This window comes from Nakamurella deserti (assembly GCF_003260015.1).
GTDB lineage: Bacteria > Actinomycetota > Actinomycetes > Mycobacteriales > Nakamurellaceae > Nakamurella > Nakamurella deserti.
Genome location: NZ_QCXS01000002.1, coordinates 2,718,212 through 2,738,752 on the forward strand (window position 1 = coordinate 2,718,212; position 20,541 = coordinate 2,738,752).

Annotated in this window: 18 protein-coding genes; 12 read left to right on the forward strand and 6 right to left on the reverse strand. The window is 67.5% G+C overall.

Annotation, left to right across the window (positions count from 1 at the left end; genetic code table 11):
* Window positions 1-8 precede the first annotated feature (8 nt).
* From DB033_RS12445 to DB033_RS12465, 5 genes are all read right to left on the reverse strand, one after another.
* Window positions 9-953 (reverse strand): outer membrane protein assembly factor BamB family protein, encoded by a 945-nt coding sequence (locus tag DB033_RS12445; protein WP_111766951.1) that lies wholly within the window; start codon window positions 951-953, stop codon window positions 9-11.
* A 76-nt stretch (window positions 954-1,029) separates the two neighbouring features.
* Window positions 1,030-2,040, reverse strand: a complete 1,011-nt coding sequence (locus DB033_RS12450; protein ID WP_111766952.1) for an aldo/keto reductase — start codon at window positions 2,038-2,040, stop codon at window positions 1,030-1,032.
* Window positions 2,030-3,403, reverse strand: coding sequence for an ABC transporter substrate-binding protein (locus DB033_RS12455; RefSeq protein ID WP_111766953.1), 1,374 nt, complete (start codon window positions 3,401-3,403; stop codon window positions 2,030-2,032). Before DB033_RS12455 ends, DB033_RS12450 begins: the two co-directional genes overlap by 11 nt.
* 118 nt (window positions 3,404-3,521) lie before the next feature.
* A complete protein-coding gene (locus DB033_RS12460; protein ID WP_205843785.1) occupies window positions 3,522-4,448 on the reverse strand; it encodes a carbohydrate ABC transporter permease in 927 nt (308 codons plus the stop codon).
* Window positions 4,445-5,392: a carbohydrate ABC transporter permease gene (locus tag DB033_RS12465; RefSeq protein WP_111766955.1), complete on the reverse strand. Its 948-nt coding sequence runs from the start codon at window positions 5,390-5,392 to the stop codon at window positions 4,445-4,447. The genes DB033_RS12460 and DB033_RS12465 overlap by 4 nt, the downstream gene beginning before the upstream one ends.
* Window positions 5,393-5,693: 301 nt before the next feature.
* Between DB033_RS12465 and DB033_RS12470 the strand changes: the two genes are divergently transcribed.
* From DB033_RS12470 to DB033_RS12500, 7 genes are all read left to right on the forward strand, one after another.
* Complete coding sequence (locus DB033_RS12470) at window positions 5,694-6,716, forward strand: LacI family DNA-binding transcriptional regulator (RefSeq protein ID WP_170315531.1); 1,023 nt, start codon at window positions 5,694-5,696, stop codon at window positions 6,714-6,716.
* 443 nt (window positions 6,717-7,159) lie between these two features.
* Window positions 7,160-8,359, forward strand: a complete 1,200-nt coding sequence (locus tag DB033_RS12475) for a serine hydrolase domain-containing protein (RefSeq protein ID WP_157970655.1) — start codon at window positions 7,160-7,162, stop codon at window positions 8,357-8,359.
* Between the two features lie 303 nt (window positions 8,360-8,662).
* A complete protein-coding gene (locus tag DB033_RS12480) occupies window positions 8,663-9,403 on the forward strand; it encodes an ATP-binding cassette domain-containing protein (RefSeq protein WP_240615853.1) in 741 nt (246 codons plus the stop codon).
* Window positions 9,404-9,545: 142 nt separating this feature from the next.
* Entirely contained in the window at window positions 9,546-10,676 is a 1,131-nt protein-coding gene (locus DB033_RS12485; protein ID WP_111766959.1) for a sugar ABC transporter substrate-binding protein, read from the forward strand.
* A gap of 29 nt (window positions 10,677-10,705) precedes the next feature.
* Window positions 10,706-11,722 (forward strand): ABC transporter permease, encoded by a 1,017-nt coding sequence (locus tag DB033_RS12490; protein ID WP_111766960.1) that lies wholly within the window; start codon window positions 10,706-10,708, stop codon window positions 11,720-11,722.
* Window positions 11,719-12,729 carry an ABC transporter permease gene (locus tag DB033_RS12495; protein ID WP_111766961.1) on the forward strand — a complete coding sequence of 337 codons (1,011 nt, stop codon included), beginning with the start codon at window positions 11,719-11,721 and terminating at the stop codon, window positions 12,727-12,729. Before DB033_RS12490 ends, DB033_RS12495 begins: the two co-directional genes overlap by 4 nt.
* Complete coding sequence (locus DB033_RS12500) at window positions 12,726-13,712, forward strand: aldo/keto reductase (protein WP_111766962.1); 987 nt, start codon at window positions 12,726-12,728, stop codon at window positions 13,710-13,712. Before DB033_RS12495 ends, DB033_RS12500 begins: the two co-directional genes overlap by 4 nt.
* Here DB033_RS12500 and DB033_RS12505 read toward each other — a convergent pair.
* Window positions 13,699-14,385, reverse strand: a complete 687-nt coding sequence (locus tag DB033_RS12505) for a ThuA domain-containing protein (RefSeq protein WP_111766963.1) — start codon at window positions 14,383-14,385, stop codon at window positions 13,699-13,701. The two genes, DB033_RS12500 and DB033_RS12505, sit on opposite strands and share 14 nt — an antisense overlap.
* A gap of 75 nt (window positions 14,386-14,460) precedes the next feature.
* Here DB033_RS12505 and DB033_RS12510 point away from each other — a divergent pair, with 75 nt between their 5' ends.
* The 5 genes from DB033_RS12510 to DB033_RS12530 are packed head-to-tail and all read left to right on the forward strand — an operon-like array spanning window position 14,461 to window position 20,306.
* The gene (locus DB033_RS12510; protein ID WP_111766964.1) at window positions 14,461-14,973 is read left to right on the forward strand and encodes a hypothetical protein; all 513 of its coding nucleotides are present in this window, start codon (window positions 14,461-14,463) and stop codon (window positions 14,971-14,973) included.
* Window positions 14,957-16,081, forward strand: a complete 1,125-nt coding sequence (locus tag DB033_RS12515) for a LacI family DNA-binding transcriptional regulator (RefSeq protein ID WP_240615892.1) — start codon at window positions 14,957-14,959, stop codon at window positions 16,079-16,081. Before DB033_RS12510 ends, DB033_RS12515 begins: the two co-directional genes overlap by 17 nt.
* Window positions 16,065-18,104 carry a beta-galactosidase gene (locus DB033_RS12520; protein ID WP_111766965.1) on the forward strand — a complete coding sequence of 680 codons (2,040 nt, stop codon included), beginning with the start codon at window positions 16,065-16,067 and terminating at the stop codon, window positions 18,102-18,104. Before DB033_RS12515 ends, DB033_RS12520 begins: the two co-directional genes overlap by 17 nt.
* Complete coding sequence (locus tag DB033_RS12525; protein WP_111766966.1) at window positions 18,104-19,075, forward strand: aldo/keto reductase; 972 nt, start codon at window positions 18,104-18,106, stop codon at window positions 19,073-19,075. Before DB033_RS12520 ends, DB033_RS12525 begins: the two co-directional genes overlap by 1 nt.
* A complete protein-coding gene (locus DB033_RS12530; RefSeq protein WP_111766967.1) occupies window positions 19,065-20,306 on the forward strand; it encodes an MFS transporter in 1,242 nt (413 codons plus the stop codon). The genes DB033_RS12525 and DB033_RS12530 overlap by 11 nt, the downstream gene beginning before the upstream one ends.
* The last annotated feature ends 235 nt before the right edge of the window (window positions 20,307-20,541 follow it).

Below are 20,541 nucleotides of genomic sequence, written 5' to 3' on the forward strand. Positions count from 1 at the left end.
CAACGGAGTCACGAGAATTCGAAGAAGCTCGCCGGGCCCAGGTTGGGTTCGTGCCATTGACGCAGGGCCCACCGGATCGTGTTGTCCGGTGTCACCTCCAACAGCTGAACCGATTGGAGTTGGTCGCGTGCGGGAGTCCGGTCGCTGCACCAGTTGGCGAAGACGGTGTTTCCATTGGGCAGCCTGGTCGCCTGTTGTATGGCGTCCAGCTTCAAGCCGTCCTCGAGCGCGTCGACGCGGTTGTACTCCCATACGATATTTCCCGACGGCTCCACTTCTCGGACGTAGCCGCTGTGGTCGCCGCTGATGAGCGTGTTGCCGTTGGCGAGTCGTTCGACGCCCCAGGGGGTTTCAGCGGTGATGGACCACATCGCTCGCCCGTCGAGGTCGTATTCGACCACCTCCTGGCGATCCATGTGCGCCAAGAGAACCGTTCGGTCGGTGGTGAAGGCGCAGGACCGGAACATGGAGTGCGGGTCTGTCCCTGAGGTGCTGATCTCGATGCGATGCTCGACCGCGTTGTCACGCTTGCGCAGAATCAGCGCTGCGGCCGGGTTGCCGTTGATGACGACGAACACGTGATCGGCGTCGACGGGCCGGCAGGTGTGGATCTCGGTGCCGGGCGCTGCAGGATAGTCCCAGACTCGTCGTCCATGGGGGTCGATTTCGCTGGCTCCGTGGAGCCTGGCGAACAACACGTTGCCGTTGGGCAGCGTGTTGATCTGGCCGAATTCGCCGGGTTCTGGCAGTTCGTAGGTCCACGCGACGCGCCCGCCGGTGATGCGGAACATCCGTTGGTGGTGGAACGAGGCGTTCTGCCATTCGCCTGCGTAGAGGAAGGAGTGCTGGTGCAGTCCGTTGCCGGGCAGGGGTGCTGTCGCTGGGCTCGGGACATCCACGTGGGTGGGGCGGGGCTGGAAGATGCCTTGCGCCGCGATGGTGTTGCTGTTCACGCCGTTTACCTTTCGGCCGTCTGGGGTGGGCGGCGCGTTGTTACTGCGAGGGGTGTGTCGGGTGCCGTTGCGTCGGTCAGCGCACCGGTGTGAGGGCGACGTCGATGGCATCCAGCTCGGCCTGTTCGAAGTCGAGGTGTCGGCTCGCCGCGTGGGTGAGGGTGAGCTGTTCGGGACTGCTCGCACCGACGAGCGCCGATGTGATGGTCGGGCGACGAAGGATCCAGGAGATCGCCATCTGGGCGAGGGTCTGTTCGCGTTGGGCGGCGATGTCGCTGAGCCGCCGGAGGGTTTGTTGCAGCTCGGGTGTGATGGCCTGCCCCTGGAGGAAAGGGCTGTTGCCGGCTGCTCGGGACCCGGCAGGGATCCCATCGCGGTATCGGTCGGTGAGCAGGCCCTGGGCGAGCGGTGAGAAGGCGATGCCGCCGATGCTCAGCGCGTCGATGGCCCCGAACAGTGCTTCCTCAGGACCGCGTGAAAGCATCGAGTAGCGCATCTGGTGCATGAGAAGCGGTGTCCCGTGCGCCGCCAACACAGCATGGGCGGCTCGTGTCTGCTCCGCGTTGTAGTTGGAGACCGCGACATACAACGCCTTGCCTTGGTCGACGATGCTCGCGAGGGCACCCATCGTTTCCTCGATGGGCGTGTCGGGGTCGGGGCGGTGGTGGTAGTAGATGTCGACGTACTCGACGCCCATCCTGGTGAGGCTCTGGTCCAGGCTTGCCATCAGGTACTTGCGCGAGCCGTGGTCACCGTACGGGCCGGGCCACATGTCGTAGCCGGCTTTGGTGGAGATCACGATCTCGTCGCGGTGGCGGCGGAAGTCGCGCCTGTAGATGTCGCCGAACAGCGATTCGGCGGACCCGTAGGGCGGTCCGTAGTTGTTCGCGAGGTCGAAGTGGGTGACACCCAGGTCGAAGGCCCGCCGCAGGATGGCTTGTGCGGTGATGCGGTTGTGGTCTGCACCGAAGTTGTGCCACAGGCCCAATGAGATCACCGGCAGCAGCAGACCACTGCGTCCGGTGCGGCGGTAGGGCTGCTGTTCGTAGCGGTTGGGATCAGCGCGGTAACTGGTCTCAAGATCCATTGACGGTGAACCCCTGCTGCCGGCCGTAGCTGACGATCTGCTCCTGCCACTGCGACAGGCCCGCCGCCAGGTCGAAGCCTGACGCGACCTGCTGACCCGCGGTGTCCTTGTACAGGTTGTTGGCGTAGAGCTGGTACGGCAGGAACTGCCAGCCTTCGGCGACGTCACCGGACAGCTGGACGTAGAGCTGGGCCGCAAGTTGGCCACCGAGGATTTCCGACGGGGCGTTGAGGTACGCCGGGTCCTTCTGCACGGTCAGGCTCGCCGGGAAGGTGGCACCGCCGGCCTTGCCAACGTTGGCCAGCGGCCAGTCGGTGCCGTACCACTGCGCGAACGCCACGGCCGCGGCTTTGTTCGGGCTGGTCGAGCTGACGGCGGTACCCGAGCCGCCCATGGCCGCGTTCACCGCGGTTCCGGCTTCCCAATTGGGGATGGCCGCCGCTCGCCACAGTCCGTTGTTCTGGGTGAGCGACTGCGCGAGCACCGACGACCCCCAGGCGCCGGCGAACCAGGTGGCGTAGGTGCCGGATCCCATCTGGTTGAACCAGTCGGCGGTGAATCCGGGCACCGGGTTGACGAGGCCGTCGCGGAGCATGCCGGACCAGTAGGTGGCGTACTTGGTGGTTCCTTCGTCGGCGAGGTCGACGGCCAGGTTGGTGCCGTCGAGCTGGAAGGGCCGACCACCGGCCTGCCAGATCAGCCCGAGAGCCTCGGTGGAGTCCCCGGGGTCGAGGTTGGAGATGAAGGCGTCGGGTGCGGCTTTCTTGAGAGCCTCTGCTGTCTGACGGTACTCGTCCCAGGTGGTCGGGACGGTGAGGCCGAACTTGTCGAAGACGTCGGTGCGGTAGTACATGACCATCGGCCCGTAGTCAGTCGGGACGGCGTACAGCTTCCCGCCGAACTGCGAAGCGCGCGCTGCGGACGCGTCGTAGGCATCCACCGACGCCCCGTAGGGGGTCATGTCCTCGAGGTACCCGGCGGCCGCGTAGGTGGGCATCATCGGAAGTTCCAGCGCGGTGCAGTCAGGTGCCCCGGTGCCGGCCTTGTAGACCGTGGCGAGCTTCGGGTACAGGTCCGCGGTGGACCCGACGGCGGTCACCTGCAGATCGACGTACGGGTGCAGCTTCTTGTACGCCGGGACCAGCGCCGGGTCAGGGGTGCCCCAGGTCCAGAAGCTGACGGTGACGGGTTTGTCCGCGGTGCCGAACTTCTCGCCGTCCCCGGCCGGGCCGGCGGAGCCCGTCGAGGTGGACGAGGTGCCAGACGGCGCCGAGGTGCCGCAGGCGGCGAGAGCGCCGGCGAGGGCCGCGGAGCCGCTGATCGCGAGGAAGCGGCGTCGGTTGAGCAGTGGGTTGACAGGCATGGCCTTACTCCTTTGTGAAGGTCGTGCAGAAGCGCGGCGCCGGATCTGGGCGCAGCGTTAACCGGCGCGGAGGTGGCCCCCCGGCGGGGTGAATCCGGACGCTGCCCGGAGGCGTGAGCTACATCTTGACACTGCCGGTCGCCAGACCGGATTGCCAAAATCGTTGCAGCACAAGGAAAGCCAAGATCAGTGGAACGATCGCCACGAGTGAGCCGACGAGGACGAGCGGATAGACCCCTTCGACCGTGACGGTCTGATTGGTCTGGTTCGCCTGGCCGTTGAGCTGGGCCAGGCCCACCGCGATGGGGAACTTCTCCGGGCTGGTCAGCAGGATCAGCGGGAAGAAGTAGTTGTTCCACGCGCCGGTGAGCCCGAAGAGGATCACGGAGGTGATCCCGGGGGCCATCAGCCGCAGGACGACGGAGCGGAAGATGCGGAATTCCGACGCTCCGTCGGAGCGGGCGGCCTCGATGATCTCCTGGGGTACGGAACGTTCGGCGTAGACCCACATGAGGTACAGGCCGAAGGGGCTGGCCAGGCCGGGCAGGATCACCGCGGCCGCGGTGTCGGCGAGCCCGACCTTGCTGCTGAGCAGGAAGATCGGGACCGCCAGCACCGAACCGGGAATCATCACCGCGCCCAGGACGACGGCGAAGAACAGCCGTTTGCCGGGGAACTCGAATCGCGCCATGGCGTAGCCGGCCAAGGCGCTGACCAGGGCGGAGCCGACGGCGGTGACTACCGCATAGAACACGGTGTTCAGCAACCACTTGCCGTAGATGCCGTCCTGGATCGTGAACAGCCGTTTGAGGTTGTCCCAGAGCGCGAAGGTGTGCCCGAACTCGAGACCACCGGTGGCATACAGATCGACCTGAGTCTTGGTGCTGTTGATGACCAACCAGACGAGCGGCACCATGAAATACAGCAGTGCCGCGATCATCACCACGGTCAGCGTGGTGCTCTTGCGCTGACCAGGTCTGCTCCCATGGATCCGCTGCTCGACAACGGTTGTGGTGACGTCGAGCGCGTCGAGCTGTGCAGTCACTTGCTCAGGCCTGTCTGTGTTCGCCGTGAACGGCCCAGGAAGAATTGGAAAGCGACCGCCAACATCACGGTGGTCAACCCGAGGGACACCGCGACGGCCGCGGAGTAGTTGTACGAGTTACCGGCGAACGCCAGATTGTAGGAATACAGGTTGGGCGTGAAACCCGAGGTGATCACAGTGGGCGCGAGCGACTGCAGGATGCTCGGCTCGGTGAACAGCTGGATGGCGCCGATGACACTGAAGAACATCGTCAGACCGATGGTCGACCGCAGCGCAGGCAGTTTGATGCTGATCAACTTGCGGAACTCGCCGGCACCGTCGATCTCGGCGGCCTCGTACAGCTCCTCCGGGATCGACTTCAGGGTCGAGAAGAAGATCAGCATGTTGTATCCGGCGCCCTGCCAGATCGTGATGTTGGCCATCGACGGCAGGATCCAACCCCGGTCCAGCAGGTTCGGCGGCGTGACGTCCAGCCACTGTGCGACGTCCCCGACGAGACCGAATTTCGGCCCGTACATGTATCCCCACATGAGAGCGGCCACCACGGTGGGCACGGCGAAGGGCACGAACATCCCCAGTCGGAACAGCCCGGCACCTCGAAGCCGCCGGCTGTCGATCGCCACTGCCGCACCAAGCGCGATCAGCAGCCCGATCGGGATCTGGATGGCCATGAAGACCAGCACCCGACCCAGGCCGGACCTGAGCACAGGGTCCTCGAACGCGCGGACGTAGTTGGCGAGACCGACGAAGGTGTTGCCGCCGACCATCTGCTCCCGGTACAGGCTGAGCCACGCGGCATAGGCCAGCGGCAGAATGAGCGTCGCGACGAACAGGATCGCGAAGGGGGCGATGAAGGCCAGGCCGGTGCGGGCCAGCCGGCGCTGGAACGCCGGCGTGCGTCGGGTGGTGGGCGCCCGCTGCGGCGGCGCTGACGAAGCGAGCAACGATGCTCCCGTGAGATGTGGGCGGCCTTCCGATGCACACGTGTGCTCTTCGGAGGAATGGTAGGGCTACCAGTCGACGCCTGACAGATTTCTACTCGATGACAAACCTGGTGTCAACGGTCCGAAGCAACCTTCTCGCAGAGTCGTCGATCGCGCGGCGCGATACGCCAGAATGAGAGGATTCGAGTGGGGCACGACCGTGCGTGCTCGTGCGCGACGATCCAGCGATGCCGCTATGGTAGGGCTACCAACTCGACCCCGTACACGTGCCGGATGCAGCTCAACAGGAGAGGCGCCAGGAATGACCAGATCCGGACGACCGACGCTCGATGACGTGGCGCGTGAAGCCGGTGTATCCAGAATGGTCGCCTCGCGCGCCGTCAACGGGGCGGCGAATGTGAGTCCCCGCGCGGCAGCGCGGGTACACGAGGCGATCGCGGCGTTGGGCTACGTCCAGCATGCCGGCGCCCGAGCGATGGCCCTCAACCGGACAGGAACCATCGGGTTCATCGCGCCGATGGCCAACCAGCGTTTCTTCGCCGACCCCAACGTCGCCGCCGTCCTCGGCGGCATCAAGGAGGTACTACAGGACAGCCCCATCCAGTTGGTCACCCTCATCGTCGAGGACCAGCAGGATCAGCTCAAAGCAGCTCGGTACGTCAAGGGCGGCCACGTCGACGGCGTCATCGTGCTCACGCCTGAACTTCTTGAACCACTCGTGGTCGACATTGCCGGCGCCGGGGTGCCCATCGCTGCCAACGGACTCGTCGACGGGGCACCCCGCATGGACAGCCTCGTCACCGACACCCGGAAGGGCGCCGGCGACATGTGCACCTATCTGGCGAGAGCCGGAGTCACGCGATGCGCGGTCATCGCGGGCCAGCGCGACGTTCCCAGTACCTGGAACATGATCGCCGGAATCCGAGACGTTTTCCCGGGCACCAGCGAAGACCACATCACCTTCGGTGATCACACGCCGGAAGCGGGACGCAACCGCATGCACGAACTGTTGGACCGGGACCTGGGTTTCGATGGCGTGTTCGTAGCTTCGGATGTGATGGCCAGCGCCGCGTTGCCCGTGCTCATCGATCGGGGGTTCCGGGTACCGGATGACGTGCAGCTCGTCGGCTGGGACAACTCCCTCCCCGCGGACACCTGCCGCCCCTCCCTCACCACCATGAGCATCCCCTTCCACGGGATCGGCCGGTCCCTTGCCTCCATGCTGACCGACCGGATCAATGGCGCCGCCGGCGGCCGCGTGACTCCCGTGACGACCGCGATCGTCCGACGAGGATCATCCCGACCGGTCCGGTCGCCGGACTGAACCCACGGGTCTGACGCGGCTGGAGCCTGGGGCGGCTCGCGACGACGTCATGGCCCCTGGAGTGCCTTGATCGCCCTCCGGTGCGCTGCCGATGCGTACCGAAGACGTGAGCGTCACCGGGTTCGGTAACTACCTGCATGCAACATCATCGCGCGGTCACGAACAGGCGTCGGATGGCGATGAGCACACATGTCGGCGTGGGGAGCTCGCCGCCCGGCTCTACTGCCGCACCAATTCCCACAGGAGATCGCAGTTGCGGTCAGCCGTACAGCGAGGTCATCCGAGTTCGTCTGATGTCCCGCCTCCGCGCCGTGCTCGGTGGCGGCAGGTTCCTGGGCCGCCGCAGTTCGCGTGAACGACCCAGCGGTATCGACCCACCAGCGCCGACACCCGCTCTCTATCGTGGGCGGCGCCCGTCTTCCGATCGTCAACTGGAGGCCACCGTGAACAGCGTCCGTTTGCCGCGTCCAGAAGCCGGCGAGCCGCGCATCGTAGGTGTCGTGACTCCGGGCTTCGAGACCGTCATGGAGCCCTTCCGGGCCGGCGTGGCCGACCCGGCCCGCACAGGAGCGGCATTGTCGGTGTGGCACCACGGGCACGAGGTCGTCAACATCTGGTGCGGCACCGCTGACGAGCGCACCGGCCGCCCCTGGGGCCAAGACACCACCAGCGTGCTGTTCTCGTGTTCCAAGGGCCTCGTGGCGGTCCTGATCGCCCGGCTCGCCCAGGCAGGGCTGCTCGACGTGGAAGCGCCGTTGGCCGACCTCTGGCCCGACTTCAGCGCCCACGGTAAGGACCGCGTTTCGATCGCCGATGTCCTCGCCCATCGCGGCGGCGTTTCGGCGCCTCTCGAGGACCTGGCGCTGGACGATGTCCTCGACGGCGACAGCTGGGCTGCGCGTATCGCCGCTCAGCAGCCGTTGTGGACGCCCGGATCCGGGCACTCGTATCACGCCTTGACGTTCGGCCCGATTGTCGAGCGGATCGTTGCGTCAGCGACAGACCGACAACTCCACGAGTTGTTCGTCGATGAGGTCGCCGCTCCGCTGGGAGCCGACGTCTCGTTCCGCCCCGACGCCTCGGACTTGCGGCGCGTGTCGCGACTGGTGACCGACGACACCTGGGAATCTGCGGTCAGCGGTGCGTCCCCGGCCGACGACGAGTGGATCGCGCGCGGCTCCACCCTGGGTACCGTGTTCCCCCGCGGGCTGGTGCGCGGCGACACAGGTTTCAACGACGCCCGAGTGCAGCGGGCCGGCCTGGCCGCCGCCGGCGCCATTGGCACGGCCTCCGGCCTGGCACGCATCTGGTCGGCGACGGTCGCGAAGACCCTCGGGGTTCGGCTCCTCGACGACGAAAGCGCCGCAGCCATGCGGCGGCCGAGGAGCGAGGGACCCTGGGTGTTCGATCCTGGCCCTCCCTATCAGCGTTGGGGCGCCGGCGTTCAACTGTCGTCCGCCGTCACCCCGTGGTGGAGTGCCGATTCGTTCGGGCACGACGGCGCGGGCGGCCAGTCTGGGTTTGCCGACCCACAGGCCCGCCTGGCCATCGGATACCTCACCAACGCCATGGACCGCCGGGACCGCGTCGCCCCGATTCTCGAGGCCTTGAGAAAGGTGATCCCCGGCCCCGACGCCGTCTGACCCGCCGACGCCGGTCGCCGTCGTCGACCGGGCCCACCCGGCGCCACGCGCACTCACGGGTGCCCGATCCCGTGATCGCAGGGACGAAACGAAAGCTCACAACCGCCTTTCGTAAACCCAGCGGGAACACTTACGTCGCAACACGAATCGGCACTTGCTCGACACCCTCCACGCATGCGATGCTCCGATTGCAACGTTTTACTTCGCCTCGATGGAGAGGTTCGATCGATGTCTGGTACGTCGGAGACTGGTCAGGACGTGGTCCTGCGGGCTCAGCATCTACAGCGTCACTACGGGGCCGTCGTGGCGTTGGCCGATGCGTCAATGGAACTGCGCCGCGGCGAGGTCATGGGACTGGTCGGCGACAACGGCGCCGGAAAGTCCACCATGCTGAAAACCCTGTCCGGGTCGGTCATCCCGGATTCCGGGACGATCGAGGTGGAGGGCGCGTCGGTGCAGTTCCGTCGGCCGAGCGACGCCCTGCAGGCTGGAATCGAGACCGTGTACCAGGACCTCGCACTGGTCGACACGATGTCCGCCGTACAGAACGTCTACGTCGGACGTGAGCCGCTGTCAACCAACCCGTTGCTGCGCATGCTGAACGTGGTGGACGACCGGGGGATGCGGCGGCGCGCCCGTGAAGTGCTCACCGACCTCGGTGTTGGGATCCAATCCGTCAACGTGTCCGTGAAGGGCATGTCCGGCGGGCAGCGGCAGTGCCTGGCCATCGCCCGCGCCATCCTGTGGGGACGCCGCATCGTCATCCTCGACGAGCCCACCGCGGCACTTGGAGTGCGCGAATCAGCGCATGTCCTCGGGATCATCGGCCGGCTTCGCGATCACGGCATCAGTGTCATCCTCGTAAGCCACAACATGCAGCAACTCGTGCAGGTGGCGGACCGCATCACGGTCATGCGCCTGGGCCGCACGATCGCCACCCGCGACGTCGCGGCCGTCAACCCGGAGCACCTTGTCGGTCTCATCACCGGGGCGATCCCGGCCGACGTGCGCACCCCTGAGGACTCGGCCACCGTTGTCGCCTGACGCCGTCTCCCACGGCACGCCCGACGGCGTCATCTGAGACGCCGTCATCGCTGACCCGGACAGCTCCGGTGTCGGCCCGTTCGTCCCGTCCTCCCTCGCCGTCCGCGCGAGGGACCGCATCACATTCCTAGGAGAGTCTGCAATGACGCACGCATCCGTTCGCCGGTTTCTCCCGACTGCAGGTCTACTGACCGCCGCTCTGGTCCTGACGGCCTGCGGTGGCAGCTCCACGCCGGCCGCGAACTCGACCACGTCCTCGTCGAGCGCTGCGGCCGCCGGTTCCGCCCCTGGGTCCGCGAGCGGTGGTGGCGCCGCCGGCGACTTCACCCTCGGGTTCGCTGTCGGTGGTCAGCCCAACGCCGACTGGCAGGACCTGCAGGGCGACGTCGCCAAGGCCCTCGCCGAGGAGCGCGGCTGGAAGTTCGTTGAGCTGAGCAACGACAACTCCGAGGCGACCGCGACCAAGAACGCGGACCTGTTCATCCAGCAGGGCGTCGATGCGGTGATGATGTTCAACGGTCAGCCGTCTGCGAACCCCGTCATCGCCAAGAAGTATGCCGACGCCGGCATTCCGGTCATGACCTTCGACATCGCCCAGCCCGGCTGGTACTTCGTCGGTGTGGACAACGCCAAGGCCGGCACCGAGGGCGGCACCGCGCTTGCCGAGATGGCCAAGGAGAAATGGGACTGCCAGGTCGATCTGGTGATGTCCGCGGAGGGCACCGCCGCCGGCCAGATCAACGAGTGGCGCACCGGCAATGCGCGCGATGCCGTCAAGTCGGTGTGCCCGGATATTCCGGCCGACGCCTACGTCTCCTACGAGGCGGACGGCAACCTGACCACCTCGCTGGCCAACGCCCCCGGCGTGCTGGCCGCCCACCCGGACGCTACCAAGATCCTCGTCGTAGGCCTGAACGATCAGGCGGTTGTCGGAGCCCTCCAGGCTGCCACCCAGCTGGGCCGTGACTCCGACATCATGGGCTGGGGCCAGGACGGCGGCCTCATCACCGGTGACAACGTCGACCCGCATCTGGTCGGGAGTGTCATGTACTTCCTGGAGGGCTACCCGGCGTACGCGTTCGAGATCGCCGATCAGATCGCCGCCGGCGACGCCCCCGCGGTGAAGGACACCGGTGCCGATGCGGCTGCCAGCGTGCAGCCGTGCCCGGTCACGCAGGAGGACGCCGCGGCGATCCCCTCCATCGCCGATCGTGTCGCCGAGCTCGCCGCCAACCCGGACAAGACGGCGTACGACCTGTTCTGCAAGGCCTGAGCCACAACGGACGGACGGTTTCGATTTCGATGAGTACTCTCCACCAGCGCCAGTCGGCGGCGACGGACACCGGGGGCGACAATGCCCCGGTCCGCACCGCCGATCGGCGGACCGGCGCGGTCCGTCGCGATGCCCTCAGCATCGCCGCTGTCTGGCTCGTGCTGGTGATTGCCACTACGGCGACCCGACCGGACTTCCTGTCGCGACAGTCGTTGCTGGCGGTCACGTTCGCGATGTCCATCGTCGGGATCCTCGCGGTGGCTCAGAGTCTCGTGGTGATCAGCGGTGCCCTGCTGGACCTGAGCATCCCGGTCGGCCTTGTCTTCAGTGCCTGGGCGACGGTCACGGCCCTGACGGCAGGGTGGGGCACCGGGGTCGCGGTGCTGCTGGGTATCGGCGCCGGCGGTGTGTGGGGTCTGCTCAACGGAACCATTGTGACGGTGTTGAAGTTGAATCCGATCATCGTGACGCTGGCGACCGGCTTCGGCGGTCTCGCCCTGATGCTCATCGGTTTCAAGGCGGCACAGATCCCGTCGAAGTCGGCTCTGCGGAGCTTCGGACTCGGTCGGTTCCTCGGTCTGCCCAACGTGTTCTGGCCGATGGTGCTCATCGTCGTGGTGGTCGGTCTCGCCGTCGCCTACACCCGTTGGGGCCGGCATCTGGTGGCGGTAGGAGGCAACCCGGCCGCTGCCAAGTCGCGGGGCATCTCGCTGCGAAGGGTCCGGCTCGGCGTCTTCACCGGCTCCGGGCTCATCGTCGGCGTCGCGGGCGTGCTCTTCTCGACGGTGAACCCGAGTTTCACCCCGGCGGCAGGTGAGGGCTTCCAGCTCACCGTCATCGCGGCGGTCATCCTGGCCGGCATCAGCCTGTCCGGCGGCAAGGGCAACTTCGTGGTGCTGCTCCTCAGCGTCGGGTTCCTGTCCACCATCGCGGTGTCCATCGCCTTTTTCGGGTTGCCGCCCGCCTTCACCCTGGTCTTCCAAGGCAGCCTGCTCATCCTCGCCGTCGGCATCGACGGCTACCGCCAGAAGAGAGGAGCGCGATGACCACGTCGGCCGCACCCGCCTCGACAATGCTCGACCAGCAGCCGGTCTCGCTCGCACGTCGGGCGGTGGGGACACTCGCCGGTCCCGTCGGCAGTATCTCCATCGCCCTGGTCGTCACCGTGGTGGTCGCCATGGCCTGGGTCGGACCCGACTTCTTCGCCGAGTCGAACCTGCGCATCATCGCCACCGACGTGGCTATTCCGCTGTTTGTCGGGGTGCTGGCGTCGTTCGCTCTGCTGGCCGGAGTCGTGGACCTGTCGATCGGGTCGATGGCGGGTTTCGGTGCCGTCGCCTTCAACCAGCTCGTGGCCGCCGGCACGCCGACGTGGACCGCAGCTGCGGCGACCGTGGGAATCGGTGTGGCCGTGGGCGCGGTCAACGCCTACTTCATCGTCGGGCTGGGAGCGCAACCGCTCGCGGTCACCCTCGGTATGCTGACCCTGCTGCGAGGGTTGTCCAACGTCGTGGTGGTCTCGGCACCGCCGTCCACGCTCATCGACTCCCTGTACACCTTCACCCAGGGCAGCGCGACATCGGTACCGACGTTGTTCCTGGTGGCCATCGGCGTCGCTCTGGTTGCCGCCGGGATCGTGACCAAGACCCGGGTCGGGCGCAAGATCCAGGCGGTCGGCGGTGATGCCGCGGCCGCCGCGCGCGCCGGCATCTCGGTCACCCGGGTCCGCGTCGGTGCGCTGCTGCTGTCGTCCGTGGGTGCCGCCGTCGGCGGCATCTTCTACGTCGGTCAGCTCGGCTCGGCCTCCAACATTCTCGGTACCGGCCTGGAGTTCAGCATCTACGCCGCCCTCATGATCGGCGGGTACTCCATCACCCGCGGAGGTGTCGGCAACCCCGTCGGCGCTCTGCTCGGGCTGATCGTGGTCGCCGCCATCACCAACATCCTCAACGTGCAGTTCATCGACCCCGACTACCTCGACGTCATCGTCGCCCTGGTGCTGCTGACCGCGGTGCTCGTCGACCGGCTCCGACAGGGCGATGCTTTCGAATGACCCACGACGCCACGACTCAGACACATACCGCTGCACACCCGGCCGGGCGCATCGTCCTGGGCCGCACCGGCCTGGTGGTCTCCCGGATCTGTGTGGGCACCGGGGCGTGGGGTCCGGGTTCGGTGGCCCACGGGCCGGTGGACGCCGACGACACAGCGGCGACCGCGGCGCTCGTGTTCCGGGGCCCGCTGAACTTCCTCGACACCTCCAACAACTACGGCGACGGCGACAGCGAGCGCCGCCTCGGGGCGGCGATCCGCCGACACGGCGGGCTGCCGAGCGGGTTCGTCGTGCAGACCAAACTGGACCGGGATCCGCACACCGACTCCTTCGGCGGCGCCCGGATGCGCCGCTCGTTCGAGGAGAGTCTGCAGCGGCTGGGCCTGGACCGCGTACCGCTGCTCTATCTGCATGATCCCGAGGTGATGGGGTTCGACGGCGCGATGGCGGCCGGCGGTCCGGTGGACGCACTCGTCGCACTGCGCGACGAAGGGCTCGTGGACCACATCGGCGTGGCCGGTGGACCGGTGCCGATGCTGCGGAGCTTCGTCGCCACCGACCTGTTCGACGCGGTGATCACGCACAACCGTTACTCCCTGGTCGACCGGTCCGCCGATGCGCTGCTGACCGAGGCGGCCGAGCGGGGAGTCGGCGTCCTCAACGCCGCGGTCTACGGCGGAGGGATACTGTCCCGCTGGCCGCGCGTCACCGACCGATACCACTACCGGCCGGCCCGCCGTGAGCTGCTCGCCGCCGTGGACGCGATCGGCGCATTGTGCGACCGCCACGGAATCCCATTGATCGCAGCCGCTCTGCAGTTCTCGATGCGTGACCCGCGGGTACACGCCACGATCTGCGGGATGGTCTCACCCGAGCAGTTGACCGAGACGCTGCGGTGGGCGGACCTGCCGATCCCGGCCGAGTTCTGGGTGGAGCTGGAACCGTTGGTCCCGCCGCGGTCCTCGTGGATCAACGATCAGTGACGACCTTCCTGTCGCCGGGCGTGAGCCAGTGCAGACAATTCCCCAGCATCGCGACATGACCGGGTGCGTCGTAGGACTCCACCCCATGGCCGAGGGCGCTGTACACGACCCGCCCGTGGGACCCGTCGCCGTCCCGTACCCAGACCAGCGGATGCGGCAGACCGTCCTCCGTGTGCAGCGCCAGGGGCGTGCTCCCCGGGTTCAGCTCCAGGTCGGTGTAACGCTCGTCGTAGACCACGAAGTTCCCCACCGCCGGGACGTCGGTCTCCGTGGTAGGGAGCGCCTGCACCACGGCGTGGCCGATCTGCGGGTGTCCGGTCACGCCGGCCACCCACCGACCGCCCAGGAGGCCGGTCCACCGTGGATCGCCGGCGAAGGCCAAGCTGGCCGTATGAAGGCCCAGCAGCCCCCCGCCACCCGCAGCGTGATCCACCAGTGCATCCACGATGCTGGCGGTGTCCGGTACCGCCCCGCCCGGGATGCCGGACACGTTGACCACCACCAGGTCGGCCGCGGGAAGCCCCGCCGCGGCGACGTCGTCGGTGGAGACCAGGCGCCAGCGGTACTGCGGCCCGAAGGTCGCGGCGACGGCGGCGCTCGTCGCCGGCAGATGGTGCCAGCGATCGGTGTGGGCGGACACGCCCGTGAGGATGACGCAGGTCGGAAGGGCCATCGTGTGCTCCCGGGAGAGGCGGTGCGTTGGCGCTCGGGCGTTGGGACGGCCCTCAGAACACGGACAGGACACAGCATGTCGGCGTGGCACGGAGGACTGTTCTTCAATGCCGTCGACTACGAGATCATCAGTGTAGGCAGCGATCGTGCCGCGGTGGGGCCGCAGAATTTCACCGATTTCTGGGTGACCGGCCACCCGCGGTGGCGGCTGGTCTGCGGGTACCTGGCCGTAGCCGTGGACCTCGACGCGCCGGACCTGATCGTGACCAGTCACGGGTATCCGGCCGCCCGGTTGCGGCTGGGGGACGCGGGCCCGGCCGGACTGCGCCGGTTGACCGTCGCCGCCCACGAGGACGCGGAACCGGCGGCGGCCGTGTTGGCCGGCGCTGACGGAAACGTGTGGAGCGTCGGCGGAGTCGGGTTCCTGGTCGAGGACACCCCAGCCGGCGTGGAGACGGCAGACGGCGTGGAGGTCGGCTGCACACCAGGCTGGCGCCTCACCCTGGTGCACGGGCCGTCGGCCGCCAAGATCGGGCACCGACTGGCCCTGCTCGAAGCCTTGCGGTCGGTTGGTGGTCGACGTGGCTGAGATCAGCATCCGGGAGGTGGCGGCGCACGCAGGGGTGTCGATGAGCACCGTGTCCAACGCACTCAACCGTCCGGAGAGAGTATCCCCACGGTCGGCCGCGCGGGTGGCCACCGCGATCGCCGAGCTCGGGTACGTGCCCAACACCGCGGCCCGCCAGCTGCGCGCCGGCCGCAGCCAGGCCATCGGCATGGCCGTCATGAACATCACCAACCCCTTCTTCGCCGAAGTCGCCTTGGGGGCGGAAGAGACCGCCCACGAGCGGGGTTATGCGGTCATCCTCGGCAACAGCTACGACTCGGTGGAACGCGAGCGCCGCTACCTCGAGTTGTTCGAGCGGCAGCGGCTGGACGGAGTGTTGATCGCCCCGGTCCGCGGCCACGACGCGATCCGACGCCAGTTCGAGAAGCGGGGCATCCCCGTCGTGCTCATCGACCGCGCCGACCCGCAGGACCTGTGCAGTTCGGTATCCCTCGACGACGTGTTGGGTGGCCGAATGGCGTGCGAACACCTGGTCGCGAGTGGCTGTCGCGAGATCGCCTTCCTGGGCGGGCCTTTCGTCGTTCCGCAGATGCGTGACCGGTTGGCGGGCTGTCGGGCGGCGGCCGCGGACGCGGGGGTCGGTTTCCGGCTCATCGAAACCGACACCCTCAATCCCGGCCTCGGGCGGCATCTCGGCGCGCAGATCGCTGACCTGCCGGTAGCCGACCGGCCAGACGGCATCTTCGCGGCCAACGACGTCTTGGCCCTCGGCGTGATGCAGAGCCTGATCAGTCACGGCGTTCGGGTACCCGAGGACGTCGGGGTGGTGGGCTACGACGACATCGACTTCGCCGCCGCCTCCATCGTTCCGCTGACCTCGGTGCGTCAACCCAGCTACAGCATGGGTGTAGCAGCCGCGACGTTGCTGCTCGACGGCCTGCAGAACGGCGACAACCACCGGTCCATCCGATTCGATCCGGAGCTGATGGTGCGCCAGTCCACCAAGGCGGTGCCTCCGCCCCCCTCCGTGGTGACCGGACGTGCCCGCAAGACCATCCGTACCCGCGCGTCGGCCACCACGGCCGCCGGCACACCGACATCGGAGGAAGCACATGCATTACGGCGGTGACTACAACCCGGAGCAGTGGGAGGAAGCAACGTGGCGCGAGGACGTCGCTCTCATGCGCGAGGCCGGCGTGACGATGGTCAGTGTCGGTATCTTCGCCTGGTCCCGCATTCAGCCGGCGGAGGGCCGTTTTGATTGGGACTGGCTGGACACCGTGCTGGATCTGCTGCACGAGGGTGGAATCGCCGCCGACCTCGCCACCGCGACGGCGTCTCCCCCACCGTGGGCGACGGCCGCCTATCCCGGCATGCACGCCCGCGACGCCGACGGTTCGATCTTCTGGCACGGCAGTCGTCAGCACTACGCACCCACCTCGCCCGAATATCGGCGCCTGGCCGGAGAGCTCGTCCACGCTCTCGCCCAGCGGTACGCCTCGCACCCGGCGGTGGTGATGTGGCACGTCAACAACGAGTACGGCTGCCACCTGCACTACGACTACTCCGACCATGCCCGCGACGCATTCCGCGATTGGCTGCGGCAGCGCTACGGATCCATCGAATCGCTGAACCGCGCGTGGGGCACCGACTTCTGGTCCCAGCGCTACACCGACTTCGACCAGATCGTGCCGCCGCGGAAGGCGCCCTACAGCCACAACCCCAGCGGTCTCGTGGACTTCAAACGCTTCACCTCGGACGCTCTGCTGGAATTGTTCACGATGGAGAAACAGATCCTGCGTGAACACGGCGCGACGCAACCGGTGACCACCAACTTCATGGGCGCCTTCCCGCCCGCGGACTACCGGCGGTGGGCGCGCGAGATCGACGTCATCACCGATGACAACTACGCCGACCCCAACGACCCGGAGTCGTTCCGCAGCGCCGCATTCAGCCGCGACCTGATGAGATCGCTGAAGCCAGGGGTTCCGTGGATCCTCACCGAGCAAGCCACGAGCGCGGTGAACTGGCGACCCAGCAACGCCCCGAAAGCACCGGGCCAGATGGCTGCCTTGAGCATGCAGGCGGTGGCCCGCGGAGCCGACGGCATCATGTTCTTCCAGTGGCGCCAGTCCCGCCGCGGCAGCGAGAAGTTCCACTCCGCGATGCTCCCCCACGCCGGCCGGCAGACCCGCACCTGGCGTGAGGTCACCGAACTCGGCAGTGTCCTGGCCGCGCTGCCGACGCTGCCGGCCGGGCCGAGCGGCGCCCGGGTCGCGTTGATCTTCGACTGGGAGAACTGGTGGGCCATCGGCAATCCGGACCACCCCGTGCGGTTGGACTATGCACATCTGGTGCAACGCTGGTACAGCGCTCTGCATCGTCAGCACGTGAGCGTCGACATCCGCGGCCCCGAGGAGGATCTGAGCGGTTACGGCCTGGTGGTGGTCCCTCAGCTGTACCTGGTCAGTGACGCCGCCGCCGCGAACCTGAACCGCTACGTCGCCGACGGCGGGCATCTGTTCGTGTCGTCGTTCACCGATGTGGTGGACTCCGATGACGCCTTCCGTGACGGCGGCTTCACCACCGTGCTGGGACCGATCCTCGGTATGAGGGTGGACGACTTCGGGGCCCTCGTCGCCCCGGCCGGCCCGGCCGGTGTCGACAGCGCCGGCGGCGCTCTCGACGGGCCGCCTTCGCCGGCGGGGCCGGGACAACGGCACGCCACCGTGAGTACGCCTCTCGGGCCCGTCGTCGGGCAGTACTTCGCCGAAGAGCTCAGGGTCCTGGATGCCACCGTCGTCGGCACTTTCACCGATGGACGGTCGGCGCGTTGGCCCGCGCTGACCACCCGGGTCAGCGGTGCCGGACAGGCCCATTACCTGGCCACCATCCCGGACGATCCCGGGATGACGACCGTTCTGCGCTGGGCGCTCGACCGGGCCGTTATCGCTCCCGAGCTGCCGGGGCTGCCGGAATGCGTGGAGGTGGCGCGCCGGGGCAGTGTCCTCACGGTCATCAACCACGGGGCGTACCCGGTGTCGCTGTCACTACCAGGATCCAATCTGCTCACCGGCGACCCACTCGACGATGTGACCCTCGCCCCGTTCGCCTGGGTGATGACCGACCAGCCGACACTCGAGGAGAAGTGATGCACTACACCGCGTTGGGACGCTCGGGCGCCGTCGTGAGCCGGATCGCCCTGGGGACGATGAACATGGGACCCATCGTTGATCAGGAGGAATCCTTCCGGCTCCTCGACCACGCAAGGGATCAGGGCATCACCTTCTTCGACACCGCCGACGTCTACGGCGGCGCGCCGTGGGGCGACCACCCGGGGCAGACGGAAAACATCGTCGGGCAGTGGCTGCACAGCCGGGGATGCCGTGACGATGTGGTGCTGGCCACCAAAGTGCACGGCCCCATGGGCCCGGGCGGGAACGAGTCCGGGTTGTCGGCCCTCTACATCCGGCGCGCCGTCGACGCCTCACTCCGGCGGCTGAAGACCGACCACATCGACCTGTACCAGATGCACCACATCGACCGGACGGTCCCGGCGGACGAGGTACTCGCGGCGTTCTCGTTGCTCCACGCCCAAGGCAAGATCACCTACCTGGGGTCGTCGAACTTCGCCGGCTGGAACATCGCCCAGTACCGCGAATTGGCCGCCGCCACCGGGGGCCTCCCGCTGGTCACCGAGCAGTCCGTGTACAGCCTCCTCAAGCGCGACATCGAACTCGAAGTCGTCCCGGCGACACGGCACTACGCCATGGGACTGCTGCCCTGGTCGCCGTTGGCCAGTGGACTGCTCGGAGGTGTGCTGGCCAAGAGCACCGCTGGGCCGCGTAGCAGCCGCGCCCCCATCGACGGTCTCCTGCGCTCTCAGCTGGAGGAGTTCGAGACATTCGCGCGTCAGCGAAATCTCGCGCCGGCCATCCTCGGGTTGGCGTGGCTCCTCGCCCAACCGGTGGTCACCGCCCCGGTCGTCGGACCTCGAACCACAGCCCACATCGACGACGCCGTCGCAGCGCTGGACGTCGAGCTGACTCCGGACGACCTCGCGCGGCTCGACGCGATCTTTCCCGGCCCAGGCGGGCAGGCGCCCGAAGCGTATGCATGGTGATCTGACGACCCGCCGGTCGGCGACGTTCTTCGTAGCTTTGGGCTGTATCCAGGTCATCTGGCCACTCACCATGGACCTGTACCTCGCCGCCTTCCCGGTCATCCAGGACGGTTTGCGCGCCAATCCTGCCGCCGTCCAATTCACCTTGACCGGCGCCTTCATCGGGATGGCGGCGGGACAGCTGATCACCGGTCCATTGTCAGACCGGATGGGAAGGATGCGGCCGCTCGCGGTGGCTCTGGTGGTGTTCTGCGTGGCAACCTTCGGGTGCGCGGTGGCGCCCAACGTTTCCGCACTCATCGGCTTCCGCGCTCTGCAGGGCTTCGGCGCGGCGGGCGCGGCCGTGATCAACCTGGCGATCGTGCGCGATGTGACATCAGGCTCGCGGATGGTGGCGTTGCTGGCCCGGCTGCAGCTGGTCAATGGCGTCTTCGTCGTCGGTGCCCCAGCCATGGGCGCGCAGCTACTGCCCCTCACCGGCTGGCGGGGCTTGTTCTGGGTGCTGCTCGGTTACGGCGTCGCCCTGCTGGTCGTCACTGTGGCGGTACTGCTCCGCTCGGAGACGTTGGCCGCCACTCGCGGTCGTGACCGAGCTGCCCTGCGTTCGGATTACCGGCTGCTGGTCGGCGACCCGCAATACCGCAGCGTCGTCATCGGTGGGGCGCTGCTGTGGGCCGGGATGATGAGCTACATGGCGGCGTCGTCTTTCCTGTTCCAGGAGGTCTTCGGACTGTCGGCAACCGCATATGCCATCGTGTTCGGCGGACACGGCGCGCTCATGGTCGTCGGCGCTCAGGTCAGTTCACGGGTCGCCGTCACAGTCGATCTCGGCCGTCTCGTGCGTTATGGCACCGCTGTGGTGCTGACAGCCGCCGTGGGCCTGCTGATATCGGTCGTCGCGTTCCCCGGGTGGGGGTTCGTCGGGTTCCTGGTGCCGCTGCTGGTGTTCACCACCGGGTTCGGAATGGTGTCACCCACGATTCAGTCCGTGGCCCTGTTACGTCACGGCGACAGGGCGGGAACAGCCGCGTCGCTGTTGGGTGCGTCGAACATGGTGTCCGCCGCGGCCGCCGCCCCGCTCGCCGGTCTCATGGGACTCGACACGGCCTTGCCGGCTGCGTGTTTCGTCGCCGGCGGGGCGCTCCTGGGAAGCGTCTTCCTGATCGTCGGCACTCGGAGCGCGGCGGCTCAGACGTCGGCGGCCGCGCCCGAACGCGCCTCGCGACGGTGATTCGGCCTGTGCTGCTCAGGAAAGGTGCGGCACTGAAGGACCTGCCGTGTTGTCGACCGCCGTCACCATCCCCCAACGGACGGGATAACGGCTCTCCATGGTGGCTGGGTGACCGGCGGCCGGAATCGGTGCTGATTGTCGCCGACTGGCGATCGGCGGCTGACGCTGTGCTCGAACCTGCACACCACTGCCCGTCGTCATCTCTACGGTGAGAGTTCGCTCGCGAGAGACGAGT

Excerpts from the sequence above, each read along its gene's own strand:
- DB033_RS12450 (WP_111766952.1), bottom strand. The coding sequence starts at position 2,040 with ATGGATCTTGAGACCAGTTACCGCGCTGATCCCAACCGCTACGAACAG.
- DB033_RS12455 (WP_111766953.1), bottom strand. The coding sequence starts at position 3,403 with ATGCCTGTCAACCCACTGCTCAACCGACGCCGCTTCCTCGCGATCAGC.
- DB033_RS12470 (WP_170315531.1), top strand. The coding sequence starts at position 5,694 with ATGACCAGATCCGGACGACCGACGCTCGATGACGTGGCGCGTGAAGCC.
- DB033_RS12485 (WP_111766959.1), top strand. The coding sequence starts at position 9,546 with ATGACGCACGCATCCGTTCGCCGGTTTCTCCCGACTGCAGGTCTACTG.
- DB033_RS12490 (WP_111766960.1), top strand. The coding sequence starts at position 10,706 with ATGAGTACTCTCCACCAGCGCCAGTCGGCGGCGACGGACACCGGGGGC.
- DB033_RS12495 (WP_111766961.1), top strand. The coding sequence starts at position 11,719 with ATGACCACGTCGGCCGCACCCGCCTCGACAATGCTCGACCAGCAGCCG.
- DB033_RS12500 (WP_111766962.1), top strand. The coding sequence starts at position 12,726 with ATGACCCACGACGCCACGACTCAGACACATACCGCTGCACACCCGGCC.
- DB033_RS12505 (WP_111766963.1), bottom strand. The coding sequence starts at position 14,385 with ATGGCCCTTCCGACCTGCGTCATCCTCACGGGCGTGTCCGCCCACACC.
- DB033_RS12510 (WP_111766964.1), top strand. The coding sequence starts at position 14,461 with ATGTCGGCGTGGCACGGAGGACTGTTCTTCAATGCCGTCGACTACGAG.
- DB033_RS12520 (WP_111766965.1), top strand. The coding sequence starts at position 16,065 with ATGCATTACGGCGGTGACTACAACCCGGAGCAGTGGGAGGAAGCAACG.
- DB033_RS12525 (WP_111766966.1), top strand. The coding sequence starts at position 18,104 with ATGCACTACACCGCGTTGGGACGCTCGGGCGCCGTCGTGAGCCGGATC.
- DB033_RS12530 (WP_111766967.1), top strand. The coding sequence starts at position 19,065 with ATGCATGGTGATCTGACGACCCGCCGGTCGGCGACGTTCTTCGTAGCT.